The following is a 26,556-nucleotide window of genomic DNA, read 5'->3' as shown; positions in this document are numbered from 1 at the left end:
ATAAATAATACTCCTGCCACAAATCTTGGTTTCATTTCGCTAATCTCGAAATTCCAATTTTATACACCAGAAACTTCTTCTATGACCCCATCTACTACATAAATGGTTGCCATACTTTCAGAATCTCTGTCATATCCATAATAATACAAGAAGTTAATTCCTTTTTCTCCATTAGCATATGTTTCATATCGCACATCTATATCGCTGTAATCCATTTCTTTCCACATATATGAATCTGCTTTCTCTTTATAATTATAAAAATCTTCCACAGACCATTTATTTTCCCAAGCATCTACACTTAATTTCTCAAAAGTTTCATCATATGCTTCCAAGTTATTATCTTCATCTAAATTAAATGTTTTTAATTCTGATGAACTATAATCATTGTGTTCCATTTGCGTCGAGAATGTAGTTTCATTTACTTCATCTAAGTTCACTGTTCCACTATCCATAACATTAAGTCCATTTGAAGTAAGCCATGCATAATCAATAGTATATGAGTCCTCATCATACCCTTTATAAATCTGAATAATCTCTTGACCCATACTTCCTTCAAAAACATAAGTGCCTTCCCAACCTTCAACAATTTGTGAATTTTGAATTGATTCTTGCTCCCTGTTACCACAAGACGAAATTAAAAGTATACTCATTAGTAAACAAATTATTTTTATTCCTCTTTTATTTCTCATTATAAGTTCTCCTTGTCTTCTGTCGTAACTGCTTTAGGAGAAAACACTCTCCCATTCTCATCAAACCAAGTAATTTTGCCATATCTATCAACATTAGCTTCACAAAAGCAATTTGGGCAATAAAAGTTTTTAGGATAAGACAAACCTTTGGTACCCATTGTATTAAAACACCTACGACACTTCATCTATGTTATGCATCTAATCCTTTCTATATATTTTTGCTTGTGCCCTTCAAGATGACTAATATCAGTCCCATTTCAACATCTCATTTCAGCACAAATAATTTCCATACTTTATACTTGATTTTGTCAGAAATCAAATAGTATTGTTTTCAATTCTTGATATGCTCCTGTTGAGTTTAGGCGAATTAGACTTTTATCCCCACTCTTAAAATATATTGCCATATCATAGTCTGTTTTCATTCCTGCCATAGCGCCTAATGCACCTCCTAATGCCCCTAATGTAGTATATCCTTTAATTGCTGCGTTCATATTGGGCACTGAATTATTATAACTGCCTATGTCTTCATATCGTTCAACAGTCTCTTTAGATATAACTTTCACAACATCACTGGGAATGTAATCTTGTCCTTGCTTCAATTCATTCATACCTCTTTTGATTTCGGATATATTTCCAAGAAACCCTCTTGTACCACTATATCTAATGCTTCTTGTTATATAAAAAACTCTTTTCCCTGCATCAAAATAAATATATCCACCCTTAAAAATTCCTTCTAATACTGTTCCATGTGGTTGTTGAACATTTGCCATCAAAATTATCCTCCTTTTATTGCTATTTTATAATTCCCTTCAATTTCAGCGCATCTACATATAAATAGCACACTACTTCTAAAAAGTCTGGTATCTACTTCTCATTTTAGAATTTTTAGATTTATCCAATCAACTCTTTGTCTCTTTCTGCAAAAGCTATTTTTATTATCTTATCAAAATATTTCGTATTAGTCCTATGCTGCCTGCATAATATTCAGATGCTCAACAAATAGGACTAATTCTAGTCCCATTGTAACACCTCATCAGTATAAAATCAATAGAAATCGGACTAATTTCAGTTCTATTTGGTTATACAGAGGAGTTACTATGATGGAACAGAAAATTAAACAGGATTCATATATTCCTATTGGCGAAAATATTCGCAGAATCAGAAAATCCAAAGGTATAGGGCAAACTGAACTTGTTCGCAGACTTCAGCTACAAGGGATTGAAATGACAAGAGAAACTTTAGTAAAGATAGAAAGAGGGATTCAGCACCTGCAAGCACAGCAACTGCAAGGTATCAGAGATATTTTAGAAACTTCCTATGACGATTTATTAGCACCAAAGAATGAAGAGGAATAGCCATGCCAAAATCAGACTACCAGAAAGCAAGACTGTTTGCAGTCTATCAAATATTACAACGCTACACTGACGATACCCATGGACTGACAAAAAGACAGATTTTAGAAAAGCTTGAACAGAACTATGAAATCAACTCTACTCGCCAAACTGTTGACCTTGATTTAGCGTTATTAGAATATCCCTTAAGTATTCATTATGATACTACCTTTGGAAAACCCAGAAAATATTCTCTGGCAACTCGCCATTTGCAATTTGAAGATTAAAAGCCATTGCAGAAAGCGTTCAAGATAACCCTTTTCTTCCACCAACGCAGAAAAGACGCATTATCAAAGATTTAAAAGAAAATCTTTGCAGTATCCATGAGGCAAAGGAAATTGCTCTAAAAGCACTCCCTTATGAAGAGGATAATAGAAATGAAGATGTTTCAGCACTTCTTAAAACCTTAGACCTCGCCGCAGAGAATCAGGAAATTGTCAAATTCACCTACCCTCACTTCACATTTAAGAAAGACCATCTGCAAAGAACAGATACAGAGTTTAAGGCTCTTCCTTTATATACCTATTCTCTCAATGGCAAATGGTATCTCTGTGCCTGTAAAAGAGTAAAACCTCGCTACAGTAAAAAGACTATCAAAGGCTATACAAAAGAAGATATTCTCTGTTTTGAAGTCAATAAAATCCTCGATTATAAGTTCTGGCGGCATACCGCAGAAGGTACGCCTATGCCTGCGCCTGCGGCAGTCAAAGAAGCAGTTTTAGACTATGATTACTCTGTAGAAGAAATCAGAACTGAAAAAATTTCTATGGAATTTGACAAAGACCTTCTTCCTCTCATTTATGAACGCTTCGGCAGAAGTGTTCATATAGACAAAGAAACAGATACCACTTTCCATATCGTCCATGAAACAGAAGTTTCTTCTGAATTTTTTTCATGGATTTTTAGCCTTGGAACTGGCGCAAAGTTGCTTTCTCCCCTCTATGTGACGCAACGCATGAAGAGATGGATTCAGTCACTTGCAGATTTGTATAATTTGACTGACAGTTTCAAGTGACTTCTTAACAAGATGTTCAAAGATGTATCAATTTGTTATTCTGATGAAGAGGGAAGTTCAAAGTTCTTCCCTCTTCACTGTTTTGCTTTAATTGGTATCAAGCTGTCTGTACAATTTTATCCCATCTTTCACGCCATCTTTATAGACACAATTTATGAGTGCTTGGAGATTTTCTCTCACCATTTCATTGTCTATATCCTCAAGTAACCATTGGTACTCTTGTATCGTTCTATGTCCATACACTTCAAGTCCCACACAAATTTCTGGCTTGTCTAACATTTTACCACCTCCTAAATTGCTTTCAGATTATGCTTCAGCACTTCTACTGCTCTTCTGGACACTGCCACATAATATTGCTGTGTTACATTGATATTACCATGTCCCATTTGATTGCAGAGAATATGAGGTGGCGTATTTTTATCTGCAAGGGCAGTTCCATAGGTATGGCGCAGATAATGATATTTGAAGTGGATTCCCAATTTTTCCTTAACCTTATTTGCATGATACTTCATGGAATTGATAGACTGTCTTTTTCCGTTAGGCAATGTATTGACAAGTTCCAAACAAGAAACTAACTTTCCATTGGCATCTTCAATAAAAATTTGATTTTGCTGTCTCTGGTCTGCAAGTTCTTCTTCCCATTCTTCCTTCTGAAAATACAACTTTTCCAGATACTCTTGAAGAGGTTTTGCCATGTAAATCGTTCTCTTTGCGTTTCTGGTTTTCAGAGATACTAATTTAATTACCCCTTCCTGATACTGCATTTGCCTTTCGATTCTGATAGTTCCCTCTTCAAAGTCAATATTAGACCACATAATACCATAACACTCATTGATGCGAACGCCGCAGTACCTGCCAATCATATAGGCTGTCTCTGCGTTAGTGCCTTTGAAATATCCATCAAGTTTCTTTAGTTCCTCTTTGGAGAAAATAACAATCTCTGTTTCCTCATCAACTTTCATCTTCGGCATTTTAATTTTGGTGTCTTTATTGACGCAGAGTTTATTATAAGTGTCTATATCAAGATAATCTCTTGCATACGCCTGTCCAAACACTAAATAGAAGAATCTAAGAAGCCCTTCCACATAACCATAGGCTCTGCCCTCTTCATAATAAAGCATTGACAAATAATCTGTAATCTCTGCAACAGTAATTTCATCAACATACTTTTTGCCAAAGCGTTCTTTCAAGTGGTTGCGCCAAAGGCTGTCCTGCTTTCTGATAGTTGAATAGGCTTTCCCACTTCTGCCAGTTTCGCAGTATTCCTTATAGACATCAGAAAAAGTTTTTCTTTTGATAACAGTCCTTCGCTTCGCATTTAACTGTTCCTCTGCGATTGCTCTATTCCTTGCTCTGATTGCCTGCTTTTCAGTCTTAAAGGGTATTCCATTTTCATCTTTTACCTTTTTCTTTGCTCTAGTTTCTCCACCAACCACAACAGTATAACGATATCCCCAATTTCCATTCTCACATTGAAAAACGCCTACATTTCTCTTCTTTTCCATAAAAAAATCCTCCTTGACTTGTAACTTTTCTTGTTACATCATCAAAAAGAACTATATTTGTGTTTATATGACTGTCATTTTATCCAACACATTTATTGAAATTCCAACGTTTTTCAACTGTTAGCCTTCCCACATGTCACAGTGTAGCCTATGTAGAGGCAAGACACGGCGCTGCATTTGAAGGTCTTCTGAAGAGATACTTCGGCTAATAATCATTCCTTCAAAGCTGTTGAAAGTTCAATACTTAGAGGATAGGGAAGCTCGAAAGAGCTTCCTTTTTTCTTTAAATAAGTTGGCAGTTAAGCAGGGAATTCTTCTTTGAAACTGTAAATTTACAGTCCTGCTCTGCCCCATTTACGTTCATTTATAAAGAAAACTGTAAATCTTTAAACTGTAAATTTATTATACCACACAATCATTGAAATTTCAACACTTTTATGGATTTCAAGGAACAAAACCAAGCAAAATTCCTACCGCCGCCGCAGTATCAATTCCAAAAAAAGACATAACTAATATAATGCTATGCCTTTGAGTTCTGTATTCTTTTTCTATTGAAGAAGGGCGTATGTTTTGGGAAATAGAAAAATCTTTCAACGCAATTCGTCCCTGACCTGCCCAACTCGCCCCTCGAACAAATCTGCCAAAAAATGCTACCTCCTTATATATAGAAGCAACAAAAATTGGCAGTTAAAGAGATATAATCGCATAACGCCTATTGTTGTATCTTTTCTCCGTTATCTCATATCCTTCTTCTAATAACTTTTCTTTTGTTTTCGTCCATTTAACTAATCGCTTAAATTCATCAGTCCGCCGCAATATTTCACAAAGAGCATCTTTATCTTCTTTAAAAAGGGGCACATTAAGAAATTCTTCTGGGACTTCCAACGATTCTTTATCGTATAAATAGAGTTCCTCTAAATCATCTCTATATCTTCCTCTGACCTGTGTTCTGACTTCTTCCTCTGTCGTATGAATCACAATATAGTCGATTTTTCCTCTAATATTGATAGAAGTTTCCGAACTGGCATTGATAATCACCACATCATAGTCTGGCGGCAACTGCTCTTGATTGATGATATAGTCGCGCGCCGCAAGCTGTTCTTCTGTCATTGGATTGTCCTTGTTGTTGATGCTCCAAACCGCTACACAGTGTAAACCTTTTGCTTTTATCATTTCAACAAGTCTTTTCATCTGTGTAATGCGCGCCACATAGACAAGTCCAACTTTTCCTTTTGGCATACTCTCTATCAGGTACTCCAAATTAGAATAGTTGTATTCTGCTTTCGTTTCAAATTCCCTGACCTCTTTATCTACTGTGATTCTATGGACTGGCGCAGAAAACGCTTTCTCTGCCCTATCTGGCGTGGCGGATAGTCCTATCACTTTTGTCTTTGCTGACTTTAGAATAATTTCCTCTATGCGTTTCTTCGCTATTGCGTGCCATCTTTTGTCATTGGGATTATTCTGGGTAAAGGTATTGAATCGAATTAGATTATGGATTTCGTCACAAAGAATCAACTCAAAGTCAAAGCCAAACTTCGGATACTTTTCCGCTAGTACCCCAAACTTTGCATAAGTCATTACAACTACCTTCTTCTCTCCAAAATATACAATACCGCTGTTTACAATCTCCTGCCAGTCTCTATCATAGAAAGTTGTATTCTCATTTCTAAGTAGTTGCTGTTTTCCATTGACTGTATCAATGAGATATACCATTCTGTGTTTATCTGTGACTTCTTCTGCAAGGGTATTCAATGCCCATGTGGTTTTGCCTGCACCCACTGGCGCTTTCACCAAATTTAACTGCCCTGCTTTGATTTCTTCGGCGTGGACTGCTTCACTTAAATACTTTTCTCCAATCAAAAGAAAATCCTCCTTCTTTGACTTGAAGGTGACAAAAAAAGAAGCGTCGGCAGGGGCTATCTACCAACGCTTCACATATCTATCAATATAACGGCAGTGCCGCAGAGAAAAATATTAAGAAGTATTACTTCTACATATATGTATACGTTTAGTAGGGAAGTCTCCACTATTTTCAGACGGCAGAATTGCCGCAGATTTCAACACTAGAATTGGTTTACTGAAAATATGCCTGACGCATTTTTCTTTCCTTTTCCATCTTCTATAAATATTATATCTGGATTTTATTGTAATTTTTAATTTTGAAGAGGTTTGGATTTTAAGCAGAAAAAAAATCCACACAGTAGTGCGCCATGTGGAAAGTTCGATTTTTCTATTGAATTTTGTTCTTCTTTATGGTATATTGGTGTCAAGAGGAAAGCCGTTGAAAACGGCTAACCTATCAGTTAAAAGATAACTGCCAAGGTTGCAAGCTCAGGGCAGTTATTTTTTTATGTAAATAGTGATTCTTACTCTACCAAAGGTAATTGTAATTCTCATCATATTACCACCTTCCTTTTAGTCCAAAACCCCTTTCGAGTTTCGGGGAAGGTTAACCGCTTTCGCTTGTCCTCTTGACAAGTTCATTATATCATTTTTCATAGAAGGATGCCACTGAAAATCTATCTCTTGACGAAGAAAATCCACACAGCCCGCGTCGTGTGAAAAATTCGATTTCTCTATTGAATTTTCTTCTTTATGGCATATTGGCGTCAAAAGGAAAGCCGTTGAAAACGGCTAACCTAGCAGTTTACGAATAACTGCCAAAGTTACAAGCTCAAGGCAGTTACTTTTTTATGGAAATTGTGATTCTTATTCTAGCAAAGGTTAACCGCTTTTCCTTGCCCTACTGCTATCGCAATTTTCTCCACAACTGTGTTCCTTCCCTCCACGGTCATGACAGCAAAGGTAATCTCCTGATCAAAACGACGCTTGCCGCAGCTTCCCGGATTGAGCCACAGTCTGCCGTCCACACTTTGTTGAAAGTATTTATGTGAATGGCCGAATACAACAACATCCACATCTTCCAGATTCTTCGGTACATCCTTCTTATTATGCACCAGAAAAAATCTACATCCCTCTATGACAAATACTAAATGATGTGGCAAATGTTCCGCCCACTCCTTATCATTATTGCCTCTTACCACATAAAGCGGCGCTATTTCCTGCAGGGCGTCTATAATTTCCTGCCTGTTGATATCGCCCCCATGAATGATACAATCACAGCTTTCAAGGGCGTCCAGTACCTCAGGCCGCAGAAGCCCGTGTGTGTCAGAAATAATGCCTATCTTTGTCGCCATGTTCTCCTCCTAAAAGTTTTGTCTGTAATAATACGATTATTATGCTCATCAATCGCTATATAAAAATGATACCCAAAAAAATAGTTTCAGACGCTCAAAGCCTGAAACTATTTTCTGCTTTGTTGTCCGAGGACAACAAAGTTCCCGGGTACCCACCCGAAGCTTCGCTTCGTGGAAGGGTGGGGTTCTCACTTTCTCTTTTTCTTATATACAACAGCTGCGCCCGTTGCGGCTGCGGCAGCAACAAACAACGCGATGTATATACCCAGTGGCGTATTGTCTCCTGTCTGCGGCGCGCCGCCATGGTTCAGATCGTTTTCGCCGTCTGTTCCGTTTATTGCCGGACTGTCTCCCTTATCGATAACATAGCGGAGCACTAATCCGTTGACCAAATCCTCACCCAGTACAAAGGACTTCATCTCATGGTGCTTCCATCCGTCATACAGTGCAATGTCATCATAGCTTCCCATGTAATCATAGGACTTTCCTTTATAATTAGTCTTTCTGAAATCCTTTGCTCTGATCACAGTTCCGGTTTCACCGGTAAGATAATACTCCTCAAATTCCGCGTCATATTCGCCTTCGTGAGAAACGCCTACCAATTTCAGCTTGCCGTTCTGCCGCTCATAATATCTGTGCTGAATCTGGTACTCTGTCAATTCCGGACAATCACACGTCAGATATACTCCCGCAATAAGAACACCCGTGAAATCTTCACTGCAAAGGTAATCGATTACCTGGTCAATATTGATGATCATATCCTTCAGCAGCGCAAGATCCTCTTTGGTAAAACCTATTTTCTCAAGATCTGCCCAATCTTCCTCTGTCATATCCGATGTATCAAAGATATCATCCAGCGTCAGATCAGCGTCTGCCAAAAGCTTCTCAATCAATTCGGAAAAACTGTCAAATTCCATGCCATTTTCCTTTAACGCCTGACGCAGAATATCAATCGCCTGCTTGTATATTTCGTTGGTGATGACCAAAGCGCCGCCTGTCGCCACATAATGATCTTCCGGCAGGCCTTTCACCTGTACCTGAAATTTATTCAGCAGATTATTCAAGTCATCCAGGGTCTCGCCTACATCCTGCAGATCTACTTTGCCCTGAATCTCCGCCAGCTTCTTCATCATTTCATCGCTGATCTTTTCTGACGGAACGCCAAGCCACATGCACAGAAAATCTTCGTCTTCCGTAATTTTGTCTACCGGTATCTGTATATCGATGCCAGCCTCCTTTGATGAAATATGTACTGTTAAATCATCCAATTCAGGCAGCATTTCACAATTTGCATTTTCTACCATAACCATGGCCATAGAGTTAGTTTTTCCCACCTCGTCCATAATGCCGGCAAAAGTCGGCGCTGCAGATGTTATCATAACCATGGTCAGAATCAAGCATCCGGCAAAAATACGTCTCATTCTTTTCATATCACAATCCTCCTATAGCTTGGACGAGTTCTTCAGGATCATTGATCTGATTCACCCTACCCCTTAGTGCAGCGCTGCCAGGCAGTCCCTTTAGGTACCATCCCATATACTTACGCATTTCGCGCACTGCCACGTACTCGCCCTTTAGCTCTATCATATCACCAAAATGCCGCAACATCATCTGTTTTTTTTCGTTAATATCTGGAAGCGGCGGCGCTTCCTCTTTTCTCCATGCTGCGGTCAGTTCGCGGAAAATCCAGGGATTTCCAAGAGCGCCTCTGCCCACCATAACAAAATCACAGCCAGTTTCAGCGATCATCCGCATGCCGGAAGCCGCATCCGTTACATCGCCGTTACCGATAACGGGAATAGATACCGCCTCCTTTACTGCCGCGATCTGGCTCCAATCCGCCCTTCCACTGTAATACTGTTCTCTGGTTCGTCCATGTACTGCTACTGCCGCGGCGCCACCAGCCTCAATAGCCTTTGCTGTTTCCACCGCATTGATAGACGAGGTGTCAAAACCAATTCGAATCTTAGCTGTCACAGGCTTTTGTGTGTTCCTCACCATTGCAGAAATCAGCTCATAAATCAAATCCAAATTTCGGAGCAACGCAGAGCCTTCTCCGTTTTTAACGATTTTTGGTACAGGACAACCCATATTGATGTCCAGAATAGCGTTGCCGCAGGATTCTAATTCCCGCGCGGCAGCCGCCATGATATCAGGCTCGCTGCCAAAGATCTGAAATGCTACAGGCTTTTCCTCCTCATATAAATACAGTAATTCTCTGGTTCGCGCACCACCATAATACAGTCCCTTGCCGCTGACCATCTCCGAATATACCAAAGCCGCCCCCATCTCGCGGCAAATCCTGCGAGTGGGAGCGTCTGTAATACCTGCAAGGGGAGCCAGAATAAACGGATTATCCAACTGGACATTTCCTATGTTTAAAGCTCTCTTACTCATGTTCCTTTTTTCCTTTTCCACATGGTCTCGGCGGTTTCTTATTTTTTTGATAGATCAATTCCAGACCTTCCAGCGTCAACATCTTATCCACATAATCAATACAATCTACGCCGCCGTCGATCAAAGTAGACAATCCGCCGGTAGCTACTACTGTAACAGGCCGCCCGGATTCTGTAATAGCTTCCAATTCCTTTTTCATCATGCGAACGATATAGTCTACCATACCCATATGTCCATAGACCAGTCCCGACTGCATACTCTGAATCGTATTCTTGCAGATCGTTTGCCCCGGTTCCTCCAGTTCTACCTTCGGCAGCTTGGATGTTTTCTCAAAAAGTGCCTCTGAGGATATCTTCAGACCCGGCGCGATAGATCCGCCCAGGTACTCAGCCTTCTCGGTGATGGCACAAAATGTAGTAGCCGTACCGAAATCGATGATGATCAGTGGGCCGCCATACTTATGGTAAGCGGCGACCGCATTGACAATTCGGTCCGCTCCCACCTGTTTCGGGTTGTCATATTTGACGATAAGCCCCGTCTTCACACCAGATTCCACTGTAATCGCACGCTTGTTAAAATATTTCATGGACAGGTGCTGCAGGGTAAACAGCACGGAAGGCACTACAGTAGAAATAATGACGTCTTCCACGTCCGAAGTCTTCAGCCCTTCATATTGAAAAAGCTGATTTACAATCATGCCATACTCATCGGCACTTTTGTTGGTGTCGGTTTTGATTCTCCAATTGGTGATCAGCTTACCGTCTTTAAAAAGTCCCAGTACGATATTGCTGTTACCAACATCAAAAGCTAAAAGCATTGTTTCTTCTCCAAATCTATTCTATTTTACTACCCGGTCCAGCCGTTTCAACGCCAGAGCCATGGTCAATCCCGGTATTACTCGGTTTCCGGTGATTTCCGCACCCAATACTTCGTTGATTCGTTTCAGTCTATACTGTACCGTATTCGTATGGATGCCCATAAATTCACTGGTTTTCCCGCTGTTCATTCCTGCATCCAATACAAAGGTTTCTAAAGTTTCCAAAAGCTGTTTCGCCTTATTCTCTCCCATCTCTCTCCGGAAAGGTTCAAGGAGATCCATGTAATTTTTTTTCAGATAACCGCCCTGCACCTGCAAATTGATACAGTTCGATACCAGAGCCAGTTCATACTTGGTAAATACTCGCTTATATGGAAATACGTTTTCCACAAAGGTCCACGTTTCACTGATCAGACGGAAGGCGTCTCCTGCGCCCTCTATACCGTCCACGCCAGTAGCATGGAAAATACGCACCGTCTTGCTGCCCTCCTTCAGCTTATCAAAGAGAAGAATGCAGCTGGTCTTCTGTGAAATCTCATCATCTTCTTTCTTTTCACCATTTTTAAGAATCATACCGTAGGTTTCTTCTCCCTCTGTGATTCTCAAAACTTCAATGTTTTCTTTTTTCTCGAATTCACTGATTACAGCATTGCCCTGGTTGGTTTCAATTCCCTTGGCATAGAACACGCTCAGAATATTGTCCGCTTTAATGTTCATCTCGTCTTTCAGAGAATAAGCAAGAGATTTGTTGCCGCGAATCAATGCTTTTATCAATTCTGCCCGCACGTCTCTCTCCGGGGTATACTTCCACATACCCATGGCCAGCTCGATAATCTCCGACAGCTTTGTAATCTCACCGGCAGAGTAGTTATCTTCATTATCCACAATAAAGAGAAAGTATTTCTCCTTATTTATGGTAATCGGTCCCCAATAAGTTAGAACACCGTTCACATCGATAAACGTATAAATGCCTGCTTTTTCTACGTCTCTCTCCTTACCCAGTCGAATGGCATCGGCAATCGTCGTACGTTGTCTGGTTTCAATAGACAAAATCGGGTTGAAATCCTTTGACAGGAGAACTACCTGAAAATCATTGCTCACAGCGGCTTCGCGCAAGGCTGAATGAAACGTCTTGTATTTCTCAAAGTTTAACAGATGATAGATCGTATTGTTGATCAGACTGTTCTTGAAATTATCGCCGTACAGCAGTTTATCCATAATCTGCTCAATGGCATCGGAATACTCCGCCTTGTTATTCTTAGGAATCACAATAAGGGGCAATCCCACCTGCTCCGCGGTTTCAATAACCTCGCTGTCTGCTCCGGTTAAACCGTTTTCAACATGAAATATCGCCAGAGCGCTGACACCGGCCTTCGCCAGACCTTTTACAACCTCACACTGCAGCTTTTCACGACCCAACATTGTATAAAAGGAGGTAAGAACGATCTGTTCTCTGACGCCATTGTTGCGCAGAGCAGTTTCAAGATCAGGCGCGTCCATAACTGAAACTGAACGAACCCTATTTCCGATATTTCTCTTTCCTGCCGCCAGAATGCTGGGGCTGAATGCTTCCAAACCCAAACAGTCATTTACCGTTATCTTCATATACTACCTCTATTCTTCCTCATCCTCATTTTCACTTTTGGCCGCCGAAGCCTCCGCGTCGTTTGAGTCATCACCAACAGCTTCTTTCCCTTCTTCGCTTATGGTGTCTTCTTCGGAATTCTCTGGATGCCGCACCTTTGTTAAACGAATTTCCACCGGACCGGCTCTAAACTCTCGTTCCTCAGTTTCCAGTTCTTCGTCCTCATCGTCACCCATATAGTCTGTATCATACTTAGCAAGCTCAGCTGCCAACCGTTCTGCTTCCTCTTTGCGAATTCTTTCGTATTCCGCAGCTTCCTCTGCATTGATCTTCTGAATTTCAGCATCCTTTTCACGCACCTGCTCAGCCAGACCCTCGGCGTCGATTTCACCGGTATACAGCGCTTCAAACTGTTCGCCGTCCAGAGTTTCCACCTGTAACAGCGCTTGCGCTACTCGTTCCAGCTTATCCATATTCTCAGTCAGGATGCGCTTCGTTTCTTCATAAGCGTCTTCAATAATAGCTTTCACTTCGTGATCAATTTCAGACGCTACGCCCTCTGAATAATTCTTCCTGGTCGAAAAATCTTTGCCTAAGAAGACTTCATCGGAATCACTATAGTTCACAGGACCGATCTTATCGCTGAATCCATACTTTGTCACCATGCCGCGGGCAATCTCTGTAGCTCTCATGATGTCGTTGCTGGCGCCTGTACTGATATCATCCAATGTGAGCTGCTCGGCTACACGACCGCCCAGCAGATGCTTAATTGCGTTGAGCATACCCTTTTTCGTCTCATAGGCTTTATCCTTCTCAGGAAGCGCCATAGTAAATCCGCCCGCGCTTCCTCTTGGGATGATCGTAATCTGATGAACAGGATCAGACTTCGGCAGCGTTCTCATAACAACAGCATGCCCCGCCTCATGATACGCGGTCAGCTTGCGTTCTTCCTCACTGATAACTCTGCTCTTTTTAGCAGGGCCTGCCATGACCTTCGTAGCTGCTTCTTCGATCTCGGTCATCCGAATTTTACGGCCGTTTCTTCTGGCCGTAATCAAAGCCGCCTCATTGAGCAGATTTTCCAAATCCGCAGGTGTAAAGCCCGGCGTTCTTCGCGCCAAAATTTTCGGAGAAACCTCGTCTGACAAAGGTTTATTCTTGGAATGAACCTTAATGATTTCCTCTCTGCCTTTGATATCCGGTACGCCGATCACAATTTGACGGTCAAATCTTCCCGGTCTCAGCAGCGCAGGATCCAATACATCCGGTCTATTGGTTGCCGCCAGAATGATAATACCGGAATTCTCGCCAAAACCATCCATCTCTACTAACAGCTGATTCAAGGTCTGTTCTCTTTCATCGTTTCCGCCGCCCAGACCTGCGCCTCTCTTGCGTCCTACCGCATCGATTTCGTCGATGAACACGATGCACGGCGCCTGTTTCTTCGCCTGGTCAAAGAGATCTCTGACACGAGAAGCGCCGACGCCGACAAACATCTCTACAAAGTCAGAACCACTGATTGTAAAGAACGGTACGCCCGCCTCTCCGGCCGTCGCCTTGGATACATATGTTTTTCCTGTTCCCGGCGGTCCGACAAGCAGGATACCCTTCGGAATACGCGCTCCAACCTCGTTATATTTCCGCGGATCCTTCAGGAAGTCTACGACCTCCTCCAGTTCCTCTTTTTCCTCGTCTAATCCGGCTACGTCATCAAAGGTGATCTTCTTTCCTTCACCCTTATACATCCGCGCCTTACTTTTCCCGAAGGAAAAGGCTTTTCCGTTTCCGCCCTGATTCATCATCAGATAGAACAGGAAGCCTAACGCGATGACCATAATCAGCGTCGGCAACAGGCTGAGAATCGTTGAGCCTGAACTTGGAGGCGGTGTTTCCACCGTCAGCTTCTTGTCTGCCATCTGCTTAAAAATGTACTTATCCTCCAAATAATCAATTTCTATGACGGAGGACGCGTAAGCGTACACAAATTTGTCTTTCCCAATCTTACCGGTCAGCTTTGTCCCATCAATAGTAATTTCGCTGATTTTTTCCTGCTCCAAATAGTTTGCGAAGGTAGAATACTTTACTTGCTTGTATTCTCCGCCACCGCCTCTATATAAAAAGGCTGCCGCAAGTACCAATGCAAAAATTACCAGGTAAATGCTAATATTCTTTGCAAATTTTTTCAATTTCTGTTATTCCTCCCATATCTATATTCTCAGTCATTCTGGAATTTGTTCTTTCTTAACAAAACAGTTTTACTATTTTATCATGTTTCACAAATTATTTCAATACATATCACCCTTTTTGTCATCTCTCCCGGCTGATATTTTGTACTGAACCGGCTCCATCCACGATGAGGCAAAATCCACAGTATTTCATGTCCCACCGCTGCCACAAACAGCTGGTTCCGTTCATCTCGCGGTATTTTGCAGTCTACAAATAAATTCTGCAGCTTTTTCCTGCCGCCTCCGCCGATCGCGATATAATCTCCCGGCATCCGGTGTCTAAGCGTCAGCTGCTGTAAAAAACCTTCTCCATGCTCTGCTGCAAGACTGTCATAGTCAAAGGCAGCGCACCTGTTATGGTTTTGCCTCGCTTTCCTGTACTCCTCCATACTCATCTCACAGACCGTAATCTCCGGCGCGCCGTTATCTCCGGCAGAAAACGCCTTTGCTGTAATCTGCAAATCATCGTATACTCTGGCAAAACGGTATCCGCCCGGCAAATCACAGCCCGATGATGCGCCGCCCCGAACAGCAATATCCTCACATGCCTGATAATGACTAAAGCTTACGTCCTCATTAAGACCTGCTTCTCGAAAAGCCAGAGCCAAAACTCTCCGACCGATTGCCGGATGCAGTTCTCGGAAACCGGTTCCCGATAAGACTATTTTTCCATTCTCTTGTTCTTTTCGCAGAGAAAGATAAGCCGCTCTGGCCTGCTGCTGCAGATATTGACTGTCAACAGCGGCAATGCGCCCCATTCTAATCATTGTATCCTTAATGTTCGCGTTATATTCCTGCTCTAGCAGCGGAAACAGCTGAAGCCGCAAACGGTTACGGGTATACAGCGGCTGTTTGTTAGTCTCATCCACGCACGGATGCAGATCATGCTCTCTGCAATACTCCATAATTTCATCTTTATATACATCCAAAAGCGGCCTGACTATCAAATTTCCGTCTGCATCCCTCCGGCTGTAATGCATTCCGGACAGTCCGTCCGTCCCCACGCCCCGCAGCACACGAAATAGAATCGTTTCGGCCTGATCATCCGCATTCTGCGCTACCGCGATACGAATATCATCCGCGCAGATACCCTTTGATCGCAGACTTGCGGCAGTCTGAGCAAAAGCTTCATAACGTACCTTTCTCCCGGCCTCCTCGCTGGTCAAATGGTCTCTGGCCGCTATAGCGTTGCAATCGTAGACAAAAACCTGGGCCGGGTAACCTGCTTTCCGGCAAACCTCCTCAACAAAGGCCTGATCCTCTCCTGCCGCGCCGGGCCGAAGCATATGGTTGATATGTACAGGATAGATTTTCAGATCCCATTCCTCTGCCAATTGCAGCAATATATGAAAAAGGCACAGCGAATCCGGGCCTCCGGAAAGGCCCAAAACGATGTGCTGATGTTTCTTGATTAAATTATATTCACTGATTAAAGCCAGTACCTTTTCAAATACATCCATAGTAAGTTAAGTATACCACAAAAAGGTGCGGTTTAAAAGCTTCCTTGTGTAGATTTTCTTCTTTTTGCTTCCTTTTTTTACTTTTTCCTGACGAGAATGCGCTTCGTACATCAGATCCTCAGCTGCTGATTCGTCACCACACCATTATATCAGCCGAGAAACGCGCGAAGCATGCGCAGGCTTTTGGAATACGGCGGATACCGCATAGGCAGATCAATATACGTACTTTTTGTCAATACGCTCTTTTCATGGGTAAATGTCTCGAAGCTATATTCGCCGTGATAACTGCCCATGCCGCTTTCTCCTACGCCCCCAAAAGGCAATTCCACAGAAGCCAAATGCATAATCGTGTCGTTCATGCACCCGCCACCATAGGACAAGCGACTGGTGACGTACCGCATATTCTTTCGAGAGCGGCTGAACAGATATAATGCCAACGGCCGCGGTCTTTTCTCAATTTCTCGCTTCACTGACGAAAGATTACCATAGGTGATAACCGGTAAAACCGGCCCGAAGATTTCTTCTTCCATAACCGGACTACACCAGTGAGCATCCTCTATGATCACCGGCGCAATCTTCAAACGATTCCTGTCCGTCCGATATGACGTGTTGAGATTTTCCGCCTGCAGCAGGCCGCACAATCTATCAAAATGCTTTTCATTGATAATCTTTCCGTAATCCTTGCTTTCCAACGGATTTTCTCCATATAGGGCCTCAATGTTTCTATACATGGCGTCGATCAGCTTTTCCTTCACTGCGTGATGGACGATTACATAATCCGGCGCTACGCAGGTCTGTCCGCAATTGAGAAACTTTCCCCATACGATCCTTCTTGCCGCCAAGGAAATGTTTGCCGTTTCATCGACAATGCACGGGCTCTTGCCGCCCAATTCTAACGTCACCGGCGTCAAATGCTTTGCCGCGGCCTCCATGACCTGACGCCCTACAGTCTTACCGCCGGTAAAGAAAATATAGTCGAACTTCTGCTTTAACAACGCCTGATTCGCTTCTCTACCCCCGGTTACGGTATACACATAATCAGCGCTGAAGCACGCTTCTAAAATGCTCTTTATCACGGCGGAAACATGGGGCGCGTAAGCCGATGGCTTTACAACCGCACAGTTGCCCGCCGCCAACGCACCTGCCAGCGGCATCAGCGCCAACTGAAGCGGATAGTTCCATGGCGCTATGATCAAAACACTTCCATAAGGCTCGCGATACACTTTTCCCCGCGCAGGAAAGTTGGCCAGTCCGGCCGACGCCTTTCTTGACTTTGCCATCCTCCCCATATGCTTGAGCATATAATCAATTTCCTCATACACCATTCCCAATTCCGTAGCATAAGCTTCATAACGAGATTTCCCCAGATCCTGATACAGTGCGTCCAAAATCTCATCCTCACGTGCCTGGAGCATGCCGCGAAGCCTGCGCAGCGCTTTTTTACGATAGGTTAAGTCTCTGCTTTTTCCTCTGTGAAAAAAGTCCCTCTGACGCCGCGCAACTTCTTCAATAGACACTCCTTCGGCTGACGCCCTTTGCTCACACTGACATCCGCTCATCCCGTCGCTTTCCAAAAAACGCTGACAGCATGCCTCCATCTGCAAGCAATGGGTAAAGGCTTCCTCCATAGAACTTCCGCAACAGATCATGCCGTGGGCGGCCATCAGACATCCTGCCCCTTGGCCTAAAGCCGCAACCGTACGGTCTCTCAGCAAACCTGTTCCCGACAAAGCGTATTCGGCAATGGGAATCTCATCTCCGAAAACCTCTTGCATTTTCAAATCTTTTACCGGCACAGGCTTCCGCGCCGCCGCAAAGACACTGCAAAATCGAGAATGGGTATGAATCACAGCGCTGACTTCCGGCCTCGTGTGATAGATTGCGCTATGAAGGTTCTTTTCTGAGGTCGGCTTCAAAGACCCTTCGTAAGTCAGGGTTTCGATATGAACCTTAACCATATCTTCCGCAGATAGCCGGCTGTAGTCCAGCCCTGACGGCGTTACTAACATATATTGATCATCCAAACGTACAGACAGATTGCCCCAGGTTCCCTGTACCAAGCCGGATTCTACTAATTTATTGCCATACTCTACAAGCTGCATCCGCAGCTCCTGTTCCCTTACCTTCTTACGCATTTGTCTGTCCTCCCCCCAGATCGAAAAGCTTGTTCTGCCTTAGAATACTTCTCCATGTAGTGCGTTCTCATGTATCTGGCTTCTTTTTCCGCCAACGGCTCAGCGCCGCCCAAAGCTTCCGCCCGCACAGCAACCTCAGCGGACTTTTCCAATACATCCAAGGCCACTGCTGCCTCATATAAGTTCCGTCCTGTTACCACCGACGCTTCTCCAACAAAGCATGCCGCCGCATCCTTCAGCGCCTGCTTTATAGACGCCGCGCTGTTTTCTGCCTGGCGCGCCTGCCAACCGATGATCTGCGCCATATCGTCCAGCGAAGCGGTCAAGACCTTCCTGCTTCTGCCAATCCTGGCGCAATAAGGCGTTACGGATAAAATTACCGCGCCTATGTCAAAGAATTCTTCATCTGCGAAGAATTCTAACAACGGATCCTTTTCCTGATCCGATTCCGCGGCACAGAAAATATCCTCTGGCAAAAGTCTGTGGAAATCCGCATTGTCTTTTGTCGACCATATATGCCGGTCTTCCCTAATCAGAATTCGGTATACATTATAATATGGTTTGGAAATCAACATCTCCGCATATTTTCTTACAGTCTCATAAATATTATTGTCTATCATCTTCTATTTTACTACCCCGCGTTTTCTTCATTAAATGCATCGTCTTCTACGCCGCCATCTTCATCTTTACGCCGCGCCCGTTTGTTCGTATTAATACTTCCCCTAAATACAAAAAATCGATCATAAAGAAATTCTGTAGTCAAATTAACAGCCATTGTGCCAAAGAGTACCAAATATTCATTCCATCCGGCTCCGGTCAACGCGCTGCCCCACCAAACAGACAGTGGTGTAAACACACAGTAAAATCCAAAAACCTTAGCCATTGCCACCGGCACGTTGCTGGCTGATTTAAACGTAAATTCTCTGTTCAAGGTAAAATTCCACAGAACAGATAAAATCAACGCGATCAAATAGCAGGGCCAATACGTCCATCTGAAAAGCTCATTGAGGATCGTAAAAGCTATGGTCTGTATAATCCCAGCAGACGCCGAAAACAAAATAAATTTCAACACCTGCGCTCCATTTTCTTTTTTTGTGAAAGTTTCTTTTTCTATCATAGATAAAATTTTCTCCTTGCTTTATATAAACAAAATTGTACTATAGTGCATTTCTGCTCTATAGTACAATTATCTCACAACCGGCTCTATTGTCAATAGCGGTTATCATTACATTTCACGCTTGACTTTTTCATCAAATTCTACTGATATACGTTTCCAACTCCCCGAGACTTTTCGGCACAGGAAGCTCCGCGGATAGCACACCCTTTGATACAAGACTCTCAAAGAGTTCCATAGCCGCCGGCTTCTTCAAATTTGTCTTCGCCAGCAGGTTATCATCACTGAATACTTCCCGCGGCGACCCATGCGCCAGCGTTTTTCCGTCCGCGATGAGTACAACTTCATCAGCCCACTGCATAGCATAATCCACATCATGGGTCGACATCAGAACGGTAATGCCCCGTTCCACCATCAAATCCACGATACCGTTAACAATGATCGTATGCTTTGGATCAAGGGATGAGGCCGGCTCATCCAGAATAATCACTTCCGGCGCCATAACCAATACGTCCGCGATAGACACCTGCTTTTTTTGTCCGCCAGACAGAGAATGGGTGGGTTTTTCCATGAAAGGCTCAATTTCCAGAGTTTTGATGACCTCCATAACCGCCCGCTCTGCTTCCCCCTTTGCCATTCCCATATTTAACGCGCCAAAGGAAATCTCCTGAAATACAGAAGCAGAAAACAACTGGTTGTCGGGATCCTGAAATACGATTCCCACCTTACTCCGCAAATCCAATAAACCCTTTTTGCTGTAATCTACAGGCTTCCCATCAATATAAAGCGTTCCGGAAGCTGGTCTGTGAATACCGTTCAGACAGAGGAAAAAAGTAGACTTTCCCGCGCCGTTCGCTCCCATAAAAGCCACCTTTTTACCTCGCTCTATCTCCAAACTGAGGCCGCAGAGCGAATGACTTTTAGCATCATCATAGGAAAAGTACAGATCTTCAGCTTTTATAATAATATCTTTCATCACGTCCCCGCTTTCTATGGATGCAGCTTCATCCAAATCGTAACACCCAATAGCACCGTTTCACAAACCGCGATCAATATGACATTCTTTTTGCACACCGGACGGCTTTCTTCCAACACTTTGATCTCTCCGTCATACCCTCGCGCTTCCATAGCGTCATACAGACATCGAGACCGTTTCATGGCTCGAACGAACAGGGCCTGTACCATAGCTGCAAAGGAACGGTACGATGCTGACAAATTCCTGTACCCCAATCTGGCGCTTTGCGATGTGGTAATATAATACGCTACGTCAAGCAAAACGAAAATGTACCGGTAAATCAACAGCATCAGTTCCACGATCAAAGGCGGAACATGTAGCCTTCTTAATACGGTCAAAATATCCGTCATAGTCGTATTAAAAGAGAGAAAATACAGACAGGAGACGGATGCAAGCGCTGTTATGGTCATCTGCACACCTCGATGAATGGAGGTCCAACTGCCAGTTACATACCAATCGCCAATCCGCACAGCAAACGCGTCCAACGGCGCATGAGAAAAATTGATGATGATAGCCGCCGTACTGAGCAGTAAAAAGGCCAATGGAACCAACATCAGATTCACAAAACGTCTGGCCGAAATACCACCCCGAACGATGGTTAAATAGGCGTTCAATATCAACACCAGCACACCCATGCCGATAGACCGGCTCACAATGCAGAAGATCAGCGTCAGCATTGCAAAGGCAAACTTTTCATATGGACTCACATAACGGAGTTTTGACAGATAACAGAGCTTGTCTACAATAATCACAGCTTTATTCCTCTTTATCCTCTTTCTTCATCCACTTATGGCGCTCATAGAATCGGCCCATGAAAAAAGCCAAAATACCGACGCCGATGCCAGTCTGTACACAAAAGATCAGACTTTCAATTTCTCCGGGAATTTCCCCGCCCAGATAGCTCTCCAACACCGGGGTAAACCACGGCTCATATTCTTCTCCCTGAATCTCAGCAACCATCTGACTTCCTGCATCGTCTGAGCCGCCGAATTCAGCGCCCTTTAAAGCGAGAAACGGGATTACTGCAATGAGAACCGCCAGAACCAACAGGACAATGACTAAACCTTTTCTGCTCTTTTTTTCCATACTATTTATCCTCCTTCAGAAATCCAATTGATCTCAACTCCGGCTTTGCGAAGGATTCCAAACCGATGACGATAACCACAGTCAGAATTCCCTCTACAATGCCAAGAGGCAGCTGGGTCGGCGCGAATACGCCCAAAAACTTAACGGCAGAAGCCATAACGCCTCCTACTTCCGAAGGATAAGCCATCGCCAGCTGGAAACTGGTGATGCAATATGTAAACAAATCGCCCAGTGAAGCCGCTAAGAAGATGGCAACCATTTTATTCACCTTCAGCTTCTGGCACAATTTATAGATACCATAGGATATAAACGGGCCCGCAATAGCCATAGAAAACGTATTAGCGCCCAGGGAAGTCAATCCGCCGTGAGCCAGCAAAATCGCCTGAAAAATCAATACGATAATGCCCAGAATGCTTACAGCCGCCGGTCCGAACAGAATTGCGCCCAGACCTGTTCCCGTCATATGAGAGCAGCTTCCCGTCACAGAAGGAATCTTCAGCGACGAAATCACGAAGATAAAGGCTCCCGCCATAGCTAAGACAGTAATAACTCTCCTGTTTTCCGAGAGCGTATTTTTGATAGAAATAAAACCCCAAACTAAAATCGGGATGCAGATTATCCCCCAGATTACACAGTGCATTGGAGGCAAATAGCCCTCCATAATGTGCATAGCGTCAGCTGCCGGTACAATACCGAACACAAGGGACATTGCCGTAACAATTGATAAAAATAATTTTTGCCTTTTTTTCATCATTTCTCCTTTCAACTTATGTGGCTAAAACAACAAATACACACCAATAGGGACTAGATTCATTAAAGTCTTTCTAACTGAGAGCAATGAAAAAGCCTGTCAAAAAGACAGGCATAAACATCAAAAGCTAGATACACCAAAGTACCGCCCTATCGGGTGTTCACACCTGGCCATCGTTCGTAACCAGTGCAAATTGGCTGCAATCAAGGCAGGTCTTCTGACTTCGACATCTCAGCATCCATCCAGCCTTCCCAGTTGCCCAGTGGCATGATCAGGAGGATGCTCCGTCTTCACAGCGGCGCGACCGTGCAAGAGTTTCACTTGCTTCCCTATTACTCCCCGAAGGGAGACCTTTCCTACATTCAATTGTACTTTCATTCTACTACCCGGCGGCATAGTAGTCAAGATTATTTTTTTCACTAAGCAAATAGCCCTGCTTACATATTTTTCCCGCGAAAAAAGAATTGTAAATTAAAAGTTATATGATACAATTTTAGAAAAGCACGAAATAAAATTAAAACGGAGCTGAACATGAAAAAAGTATGCATTATATCTATTGATATCCAAAACGGTATTCTAATTAGTGAAATCTTGGAAAATCTTTTTCCCAAAACGTTTGATATTTCAATATTTTCTATCAAAAAAGAACCCCAAGCTCTTTTTGATTTCGATATCATTCTTTATACCTCTGAAGAAATACGAAACAAGCTGTCGAAGTATAAGGATCTGAGCCACGCAAAATTACTCTATGTGCAAATGTCCTTTAAAAAAGAAAATTTTAAAAAGCTTGGCCAGCTTACAAATGAACACAAAGCGTTATTTGTTTCTAATAATGAAGGTTCTACCAGGGAAATCATAGAAGCTCTCATTTCACTTGGAATCAAACGTATAGAGCTTTATCCATACTATCCAGGCATTCAAAACGCGCCTCTGCTGCGTACTGCTATTACCACTCATAACGAACTGTCCTATGTACCCGGATTCGTCGAAGAAGTCATCGATATCGGAAATCGCGGAATCGAGCCCTTTGTTCTCCTGCAGCTCATGACAAAGCTGGATCTTCTTGATCAAAAAACACTGCGTGTCATAAAGGAATATGCAAGCACCTATATTTTCATGTTTGAAGGTTATTTTAACCTTTGCATAGAAACTGTCTCCAACAAAATTAAATTAAAAGAAATCGTTAACAACATGAAGGACAGTATTATTCTATGTCAAAAAGACGGACATATCGAATTCGCTAATCAAAGAAGCGAAGCTATTTTCAATTTACCTGCAGATTATTTGCGTGGCAAAGAGATTCTCTCTATTCTCTCAGATTATCAAATATCCGAAGTGAAACTGGAAGATGGATTTGAAAATGTCATTATCATCTTAGGGAAATCATACTTTTTGCGAATTATGTCAGACCATTTTTCAGAAGACATCATCGTGATTCTGTCTGATTTAAATGAAATTAAAAATATAGAAAACAAATCAAAAAATTTCCTTAAAGCGGGCCACAGGGCTAAATACACCTTCCATAACATCATAGGAAAAAGTAAAACGATTATTGATGTAATCGATAAAGCAAAAAAATTCGCGAAAAGTGAACTGCCAATTCTCATCGAGGGAGAAAGTGGAACAGGGAAGGAACTACTTGCCGGCGCCATCCACAATTATTCTAACCGCAGCGGATGTGCCTTTGTCGCATTTAACTGCGGCGCAATGAACGAAAGCCTAATAGAAAGCGAACTTTTCGGCTATGAAAATGGCGCTTTCACCGGAGCCTCCAGAAAAGGTAAAATAGGTCTATTCGAAATTGCCAATGGCGGTACTGTTTTTCTTGACGAAATAGGAGATATGCCTTTATCCCTTCAGGTAAAACTGTTACGTGTGCTGCAAGAAAAGGAAATGATACGAGTAGGCGGAACAGACATCATTCACGTTAATATTAGAATCATTGCCGCGACCAATCGAGATCTGCAGAGTATGGTAACAAAAGGTGAATTTAGAAAAGATCTCTATTATAGAATTTGTACGCTTTCATTACGCATGCCAGAACTTAAGGCGCGCCGTGATGATCTGGATCTGTTAATGCATTATTTCAAGGAAAAACATAATGTTACTTTCAGCCTCACAGACAGAGCTTATCAATATCTGCACCAATACACCTGGCCAGGTAACATCAGAGAATTAGAAAACTTTATACAATATATAAAAGTAATTGAAAAATCAACAGCCGATATTACAGACTTTCCTAATAATATGATTGATACACCGAAAAAAAACAAGTCTGCTATAGATCACATCGATGAACACATCCTTAGCACTTTGAACGATCAGCAAAATGGTATGGGCAGACGAACGCTTTTTGAGCGTTTAAAGGAGCAGGGATTCATATGCAGCGAAATGCTGTTGCGAAAAAAACTCCATGCTTTACAAGAAATGGGTTTTATTGAAATCGCAACCGGCCGCAAAGGAACAGCTCTCACAGAAGACGGAAAGAACTGGATTGATACCTGTTCTGCGCGAAACAATTGGAGTGAACTGGATTGAAATATTCAATCCAGTTTATCTTTTTTCGAGGAAAAATATTACTTTCAGGACTGAAAACGTTTGAAAAATGGTCAAAATCAAATTGGCACATATATTGCTTTATTCATTTAATGTAATTTCGGATCCGATTTCTTAAGATTTAATTTTTCAGGAGGTGAAAAAAATGCATGTTGGAATCATTGATGGAATTGTAATCATTCTATACATGATAGGAACTATTCTAATTGGCCTGTACTTTAAAAAGAGAATCTCCTCGGCGGATGACTTTATCGTTGCAGACAGAGGTCTGGGCATGTCAGTCTTTATTGCCACTATGGTTGCCACCTCAATCGGCGGCGGCTCGCTCATAGGCTACGTAGGTGAAATCCACGACGGAGGACTGGTATTTCTGCTTTCCGAAATCGTTTTCCTCGCGATACAGCTGGGAATCGCATTGATATTAGCAGAAAAGGTTCGTAACTTCGCAGGCTACACTGCCATCGACGTGTTAGGCCGAAACTACGGAAAAGGGCCTCAGCTGTTCGGTGGAATTTGTTCCATGATTTATATGCTAGGTACTGGTCCCGCTATGCAAAGTCTTGCATTAGGTTCTATTATCAGTCTATTCACTGGATTACCTGTACAAATTGGCGCTATTATTTCTATCGTCATCATTATTTTGTACACCTACTTCAGTGGTATGTGGGGCGTCGCTATGACAGATTATTTCCAGTTTGTCATCATGGCTGTCGGAATTGTAATTCTCTCCTTCATGGTTTTAAACCAGTGCGGCGGATGGGAAAACATCGCACAGGCTACGCCAGCAAAGAATTTTAATATCTCTGCAGATATCACCACGATGATTGAGCTCATCTTTGTTACAGCAATCCCTGCGTTGATCGACGGCAACCGTTATCAGAGATTTTACGCTGCAAAAGACGTAAAAGTTGCTAAAAAAGGCTCGCTCATTGCTGTTATTCCTTGGACCTGCATTTCCATTCTGACATTTCTACTCGGTTTTGCCGCTGTGAAGCTTGTTCCCGATGGAATTGCACAGGATATGGTTATGCCGACAATTATCATGGAGATACTTCCAATTGGAATAAAGGGAATCGTTATTGCAGCTTTGATTTCTGCAATCATGTCCACCGCAGATTCTTATCTGCTGGTCGGCGCCACAAATTTCACGATGGACATCTACAAACCTTTCATCAATCCGAATGCCACTGACAAACAGATTCTCAAAGTAACAAAAACCATGGTTATTGTTCTGGGACTGGGAGGCTTAGCGCTTGCATTACTAGTTCCTTCTATTATGGGGGTCTGGACTATTGTATCCTCAGTATATGTAGGCGGATGCTTTGTTCCAATGATTTACGCATTATTCTTCAAAGGAAGAAAGTCCAATCTGGCTGCAATGGTCACAATGATTGTCGGAAGCATCGCCAGCATTATCATGAAAGTCGCTAATCTTAATATCTTAGGCCTTCCTCCCGTTTTGGTCTGCGTTATAGCCAGCATCGTGATCTTTATACCGCTGACACTTTTAGATAAAAATAGCAGGAGGGATATATCATGTTAGATATCATGTTTAAGCTTGTCGCAGGTGGATTCCTGCTGTTTACCGGCTGGATTGTCTGGATTTTTCTTAAGG

24 protein-coding genes and 1 riboswitch are annotated in these 26,556 nt (G+C 42.7%); of the genes, 5 read left to right on the top strand and 19 right to left on the bottom strand.

Annotated features, from left to right (window positions below; genetic code table 11):
• Positions 1-59: 59 nt before the first annotated feature.
• Positions 60-689 (bottom strand): hypothetical protein, encoded by a 630-nt coding sequence (locus tag ACPW7J_RS03630; RefSeq protein WP_425756645.1) that lies wholly within the window; start codon positions 687-689, stop codon positions 60-62.
• 308 nt (positions 690-997) lie between these two features.
• Entirely contained in the window at positions 998-1,459 is a 462-nt protein-coding gene (locus tag ACPW7J_RS03625) for a hypothetical protein (RefSeq protein WP_425756643.1), read from the bottom strand.
• A 327-nt stretch (positions 1,460-1,786) separates the two neighbouring features.
• Here ACPW7J_RS03625 and ACPW7J_RS03620 point away from each other — a divergent pair, with 327 nt between their 5' ends.
• From ACPW7J_RS03620 to ACPW7J_RS03610, 3 genes are read left to right on the top strand one after another with little or no spacing between them, the layout of a single operon-like run.
• A complete protein-coding gene (locus tag ACPW7J_RS03620) occupies positions 1,787-2,044 on the top strand; it encodes a helix-turn-helix domain-containing protein (protein ID WP_425756641.1) in 258 nt (85 codons plus the stop codon).
• 2 nt (positions 2,045-2,046) lie between these two features.
• A complete protein-coding gene (locus tag ACPW7J_RS03615) occupies positions 2,047-2,307 on the top strand; it encodes a hypothetical protein (protein ID WP_425756639.1) in 261 nt (86 codons plus the stop codon).
• A 5-nt stretch (positions 2,308-2,312) separates the two neighbouring features.
• Complete coding sequence (locus ACPW7J_RS03610) at positions 2,313-3,095, top strand: WYL domain-containing protein (protein WP_425757491.1); 783 nt, start codon at positions 2,313-2,315, stop codon at positions 3,093-3,095.
• Between the two features lie 87 nt (positions 3,096-3,182).
• On the opposite strand, the gene ACPW7J_RS03605 is transcribed toward ACPW7J_RS03610, so the two are convergent.
• The 17 genes from ACPW7J_RS03605 to ACPW7J_RS03525 form a co-directional block, all read right to left on the bottom strand.
• On the bottom strand, positions 3,183-3,374 hold the full coding sequence (locus ACPW7J_RS03605; protein WP_425756637.1) for a hypothetical protein: 192 nt from the start codon (positions 3,372-3,374) through the stop codon (positions 3,183-3,185).
• Between the two features lie 11 nt (positions 3,375-3,385).
• Complete coding sequence (locus ACPW7J_RS03600; RefSeq protein ID WP_425756635.1) at positions 3,386-4,600, bottom strand: tyrosine-type recombinase/integrase; 1,215 nt, start codon at positions 4,598-4,600, stop codon at positions 3,386-3,388.
• Between the two features lie 687 nt (positions 4,601-5,287).
• Positions 5,288-6,463 carry a DEAD/DEAH box helicase family protein gene (locus ACPW7J_RS03595; RefSeq protein ID WP_425756633.1) on the bottom strand — a complete coding sequence of 392 codons (1,176 nt, stop codon included), beginning with the start codon at positions 6,461-6,463 and terminating at the stop codon, positions 5,288-5,290.
• An 854-nt stretch (positions 6,464-7,317) separates the two neighbouring features.
• Positions 7,318-7,800 (bottom strand): metallophosphoesterase family protein, encoded by a 483-nt coding sequence (locus ACPW7J_RS03590; protein WP_425756631.1) that lies wholly within the window; start codon positions 7,798-7,800, stop codon positions 7,318-7,320.
• A gap of 188 nt (positions 7,801-7,988) precedes the next feature.
• Positions 7,989-9,230, bottom strand: a complete 1,242-nt coding sequence (locus ACPW7J_RS03585) for an LPXTG cell wall anchor domain-containing protein (RefSeq protein ID WP_425756629.1) — start codon at positions 9,228-9,230, stop codon at positions 7,989-7,991.
• Between the two features lies 1 nt (position 9,231).
• Entirely contained in the window at positions 9,232-10,197 is a 966-nt protein-coding gene (gene dusB / locus ACPW7J_RS03580) for a tRNA dihydrouridine synthase DusB (protein WP_161873429.1), read from the bottom strand.
• Entirely contained in the window at positions 10,190-11,014 is an 825-nt protein-coding gene (locus ACPW7J_RS03575; RefSeq protein ID WP_161873430.1) for a type III pantothenate kinase, read from the bottom strand. The genes dusB and ACPW7J_RS03575 overlap by 8 nt, the downstream gene beginning before the upstream one ends.
• Before the next feature lie 21 nt (positions 11,015-11,035).
• Positions 11,036-12,619 (bottom strand): PucR family transcriptional regulator, encoded by a 1,584-nt coding sequence (locus ACPW7J_RS03570; protein ID WP_161873431.1) that lies wholly within the window; start codon positions 12,617-12,619, stop codon positions 11,036-11,038.
• Between the two features lie 9 nt (positions 12,620-12,628).
• Positions 12,629-14,785 carry an ATP-dependent zinc metalloprotease FtsH gene (gene ftsH, locus ACPW7J_RS03565; protein WP_161873432.1) on the bottom strand — a complete coding sequence of 719 codons (2,157 nt, stop codon included), beginning with the start codon at positions 14,783-14,785 and terminating at the stop codon, positions 12,629-12,631.
• A gap of 80 nt (positions 14,786-14,865) precedes the next feature.
• The gene (gene tilS / locus ACPW7J_RS03560) at positions 14,866-16,284 is read right to left on the bottom strand and encodes a tRNA lysidine(34) synthetase TilS (protein ID WP_425756625.1); all 1,419 of its coding nucleotides are present in this window, start codon (positions 16,282-16,284) and stop codon (positions 14,866-14,868) included.
• A gap of 149 nt (positions 16,285-16,433) precedes the next feature.
• A complete protein-coding gene (locus ACPW7J_RS03555; RefSeq protein ID WP_425756623.1) occupies positions 16,434-18,419 on the bottom strand; it encodes an aldehyde dehydrogenase family protein in 1,986 nt (661 codons plus the stop codon).
• Complete coding sequence (locus tag ACPW7J_RS03550; RefSeq protein WP_425756621.1) at positions 18,404-19,039, bottom strand: hypothetical protein; 636 nt, start codon at positions 19,037-19,039, stop codon at positions 18,404-18,406. Before ACPW7J_RS03550 ends, ACPW7J_RS03555 begins: the two co-directional genes overlap by 16 nt.
• 11 nt (positions 19,040-19,050) lie before the next feature.
• Positions 19,051-19,536, bottom strand: coding sequence for a GtrA family protein (locus ACPW7J_RS03545; protein WP_425756619.1), 486 nt, complete (start codon positions 19,534-19,536; stop codon positions 19,051-19,053).
• Between the two features lie 133 nt (positions 19,537-19,669).
• On the bottom strand, positions 19,670-20,509 hold the full coding sequence (locus tag ACPW7J_RS03540) for an energy-coupling factor ABC transporter ATP-binding protein (protein WP_425756617.1): 840 nt from the start codon (positions 20,507-20,509) through the stop codon (positions 19,670-19,672).
• Between the two features lie 14 nt (positions 20,510-20,523).
• Entirely contained in the window at positions 20,524-21,300 is a 777-nt protein-coding gene (cbiQ, locus tag ACPW7J_RS03535; RefSeq protein ID WP_425756616.1) for a cobalt ECF transporter T component CbiQ, read from the bottom strand.
• A gap of 4 nt (positions 21,301-21,304) precedes the next feature.
• Positions 21,305-21,634, bottom strand: a complete 330-nt coding sequence (locus ACPW7J_RS03530; protein WP_161873440.1) for an energy-coupling factor ABC transporter substrate-binding protein — start codon at positions 21,632-21,634, stop codon at positions 21,305-21,307.
• Position 21,635: 1 nt separating this feature from the next.
• Complete coding sequence (locus tag ACPW7J_RS03525) at positions 21,636-22,388, bottom strand: energy-coupling factor ABC transporter permease (protein WP_425756614.1); 753 nt, start codon at positions 22,386-22,388, stop codon at positions 21,636-21,638.
• A 187-nt stretch (positions 22,389-22,575) separates the two neighbouring features.
• Positions 22,576-22,755: riboswitch (cobalamin riboswitch) on the bottom strand.
• Positions 22,756-22,916: 161 nt separating this feature from the next.
• Here ACPW7J_RS03525 and ACPW7J_RS03520 point away from each other — a divergent pair.
• Positions 22,917-24,923, top strand: a complete 2,007-nt coding sequence (locus ACPW7J_RS03520; RefSeq protein ID WP_425756612.1) for a sigma 54-interacting transcriptional regulator — start codon at positions 22,917-22,919, stop codon at positions 24,921-24,923.
• Between the two features lie 163 nt (positions 24,924-25,086).
• A complete protein-coding gene (locus tag ACPW7J_RS03515) occupies positions 25,087-26,484 on the top strand; it encodes a sodium:solute symporter family protein (RefSeq protein WP_425756610.1) in 1,398 nt (465 codons plus the stop codon).
• Positions 26,485-26,556: the final 72 nt, after the last annotated feature.

It is taken from the genome of Ihubacter sp. rT4E-8 (genome assembly GCF_049852125.1).
Classification (GTDB): domain Bacteria; phylum Bacillota; class Clostridia; order Peptostreptococcales; family Anaerovoracaceae; genus Senimuribacter.
The sequence above is the reverse complement of the archived record's forward strand: the minus strand, read 5'-3'. Positions and strand labels throughout refer to the sequence as shown.

Bases quoted from the DNA above. Each gene is read 5' to 3' on its own strand.
- ACPW7J_RS03630 (WP_425756645.1), bottom strand. From the start codon at position 689: ATGAGAAATAAAAGAGGAATAAAAATAATTTGTTTACTAATGAGTATA.
- ACPW7J_RS03625 (WP_425756643.1), bottom strand. From the start codon at position 1,459: ATGGCAAATGTTCAACAACCACATGGAACAGTATTAGAAGGAATTTTT.
- ACPW7J_RS03620 (WP_425756641.1), top strand. From the start codon at position 1,787: ATGATGGAACAGAAAATTAAACAGGATTCATATATTCCTATTGGCGAA.
- ACPW7J_RS03615 (WP_425756639.1), top strand. From the start codon at position 2,047: ATGCCAAAATCAGACTACCAGAAAGCAAGACTGTTTGCAGTCTATCAA.
- ACPW7J_RS03605 (WP_425756637.1), bottom strand. From the start codon at position 3,374: ATGTTAGACAAGCCAGAAATTTGTGTGGGACTTGAAGTGTATGGACAT.
- ACPW7J_RS03600 (WP_425756635.1), bottom strand. From the start codon at position 4,600: ATGGAAAAGAAGAGAAATGTAGGCGTTTTTCAATGTGAGAATGGAAAT.
- ACPW7J_RS03590 (WP_425756631.1), bottom strand. From the start codon at position 7,800: ATGGCGACAAAGATAGGCATTATTTCTGACACACACGGGCTTCTGCGG.
- ACPW7J_RS03585 (WP_425756629.1), bottom strand. From the start codon at position 9,230: ATGAAAAGAATGAGACGTATTTTTGCCGGATGCTTGATTCTGACCATG.
- dusB (WP_161873429.1), bottom strand. From the start codon at position 10,197: ATGAGTAAGAGAGCTTTAAACATAGGAAATGTCCAGTTGGATAATCCG.
- ACPW7J_RS03575 (WP_161873430.1), bottom strand. From the start codon at position 11,014: ATGCTTTTAGCTTTTGATGTTGGTAACAGCAATATCGTACTGGGACTT.
- ACPW7J_RS03570 (WP_161873431.1), bottom strand. From the start codon at position 12,619: ATGAAGATAACGGTAAATGACTGTTTGGGTTTGGAAGCATTCAGCCCC.
- tilS (WP_425756625.1), bottom strand. From the start codon at position 16,284: ATGGATGTATTTGAAAAGGTACTGGCTTTAATCAGTGAATATAATTTA.
- ACPW7J_RS03555 (WP_425756623.1), bottom strand. From the start codon at position 18,419: ATGCGTAAGAAGGTAAGGGAACAGGAGCTGCGGATGCAGCTTGTAGAG.
- ACPW7J_RS03550 (WP_425756621.1), bottom strand. From the start codon at position 19,039: ATGATAGACAATAATATTTATGAGACTGTAAGAAAATATGCGGAGATG.
- ACPW7J_RS03545 (WP_425756619.1), bottom strand. From the start codon at position 19,536: ATGATAGAAAAAGAAACTTTCACAAAAAAAGAAAATGGAGCGCAGGTG.
- ACPW7J_RS03540 (WP_425756617.1), bottom strand. From the start codon at position 20,509: ATGAAAGATATTATTATAAAAGCTGAAGATCTGTACTTTTCCTATGAT.
- ACPW7J_RS03530 (WP_161873440.1), bottom strand. From the start codon at position 21,634: ATGGAAAAAAAGAGCAGAAAAGGTTTAGTCATTGTCCTGTTGGTTCTG.
- ACPW7J_RS03525 (WP_425756614.1), bottom strand. From the start codon at position 22,388: ATGATGAAAAAAAGGCAAAAATTATTTTTATCAATTGTTACGGCAATG.
- ACPW7J_RS03520 (WP_425756612.1), top strand. From the start codon at position 22,917: ATGAAAAAAGTATGCATTATATCTATTGATATCCAAAACGGTATTCTA.
- ACPW7J_RS03515 (WP_425756610.1), top strand. From the start codon at position 25,087: ATGCATGTTGGAATCATTGATGGAATTGTAATCATTCTATACATGATA.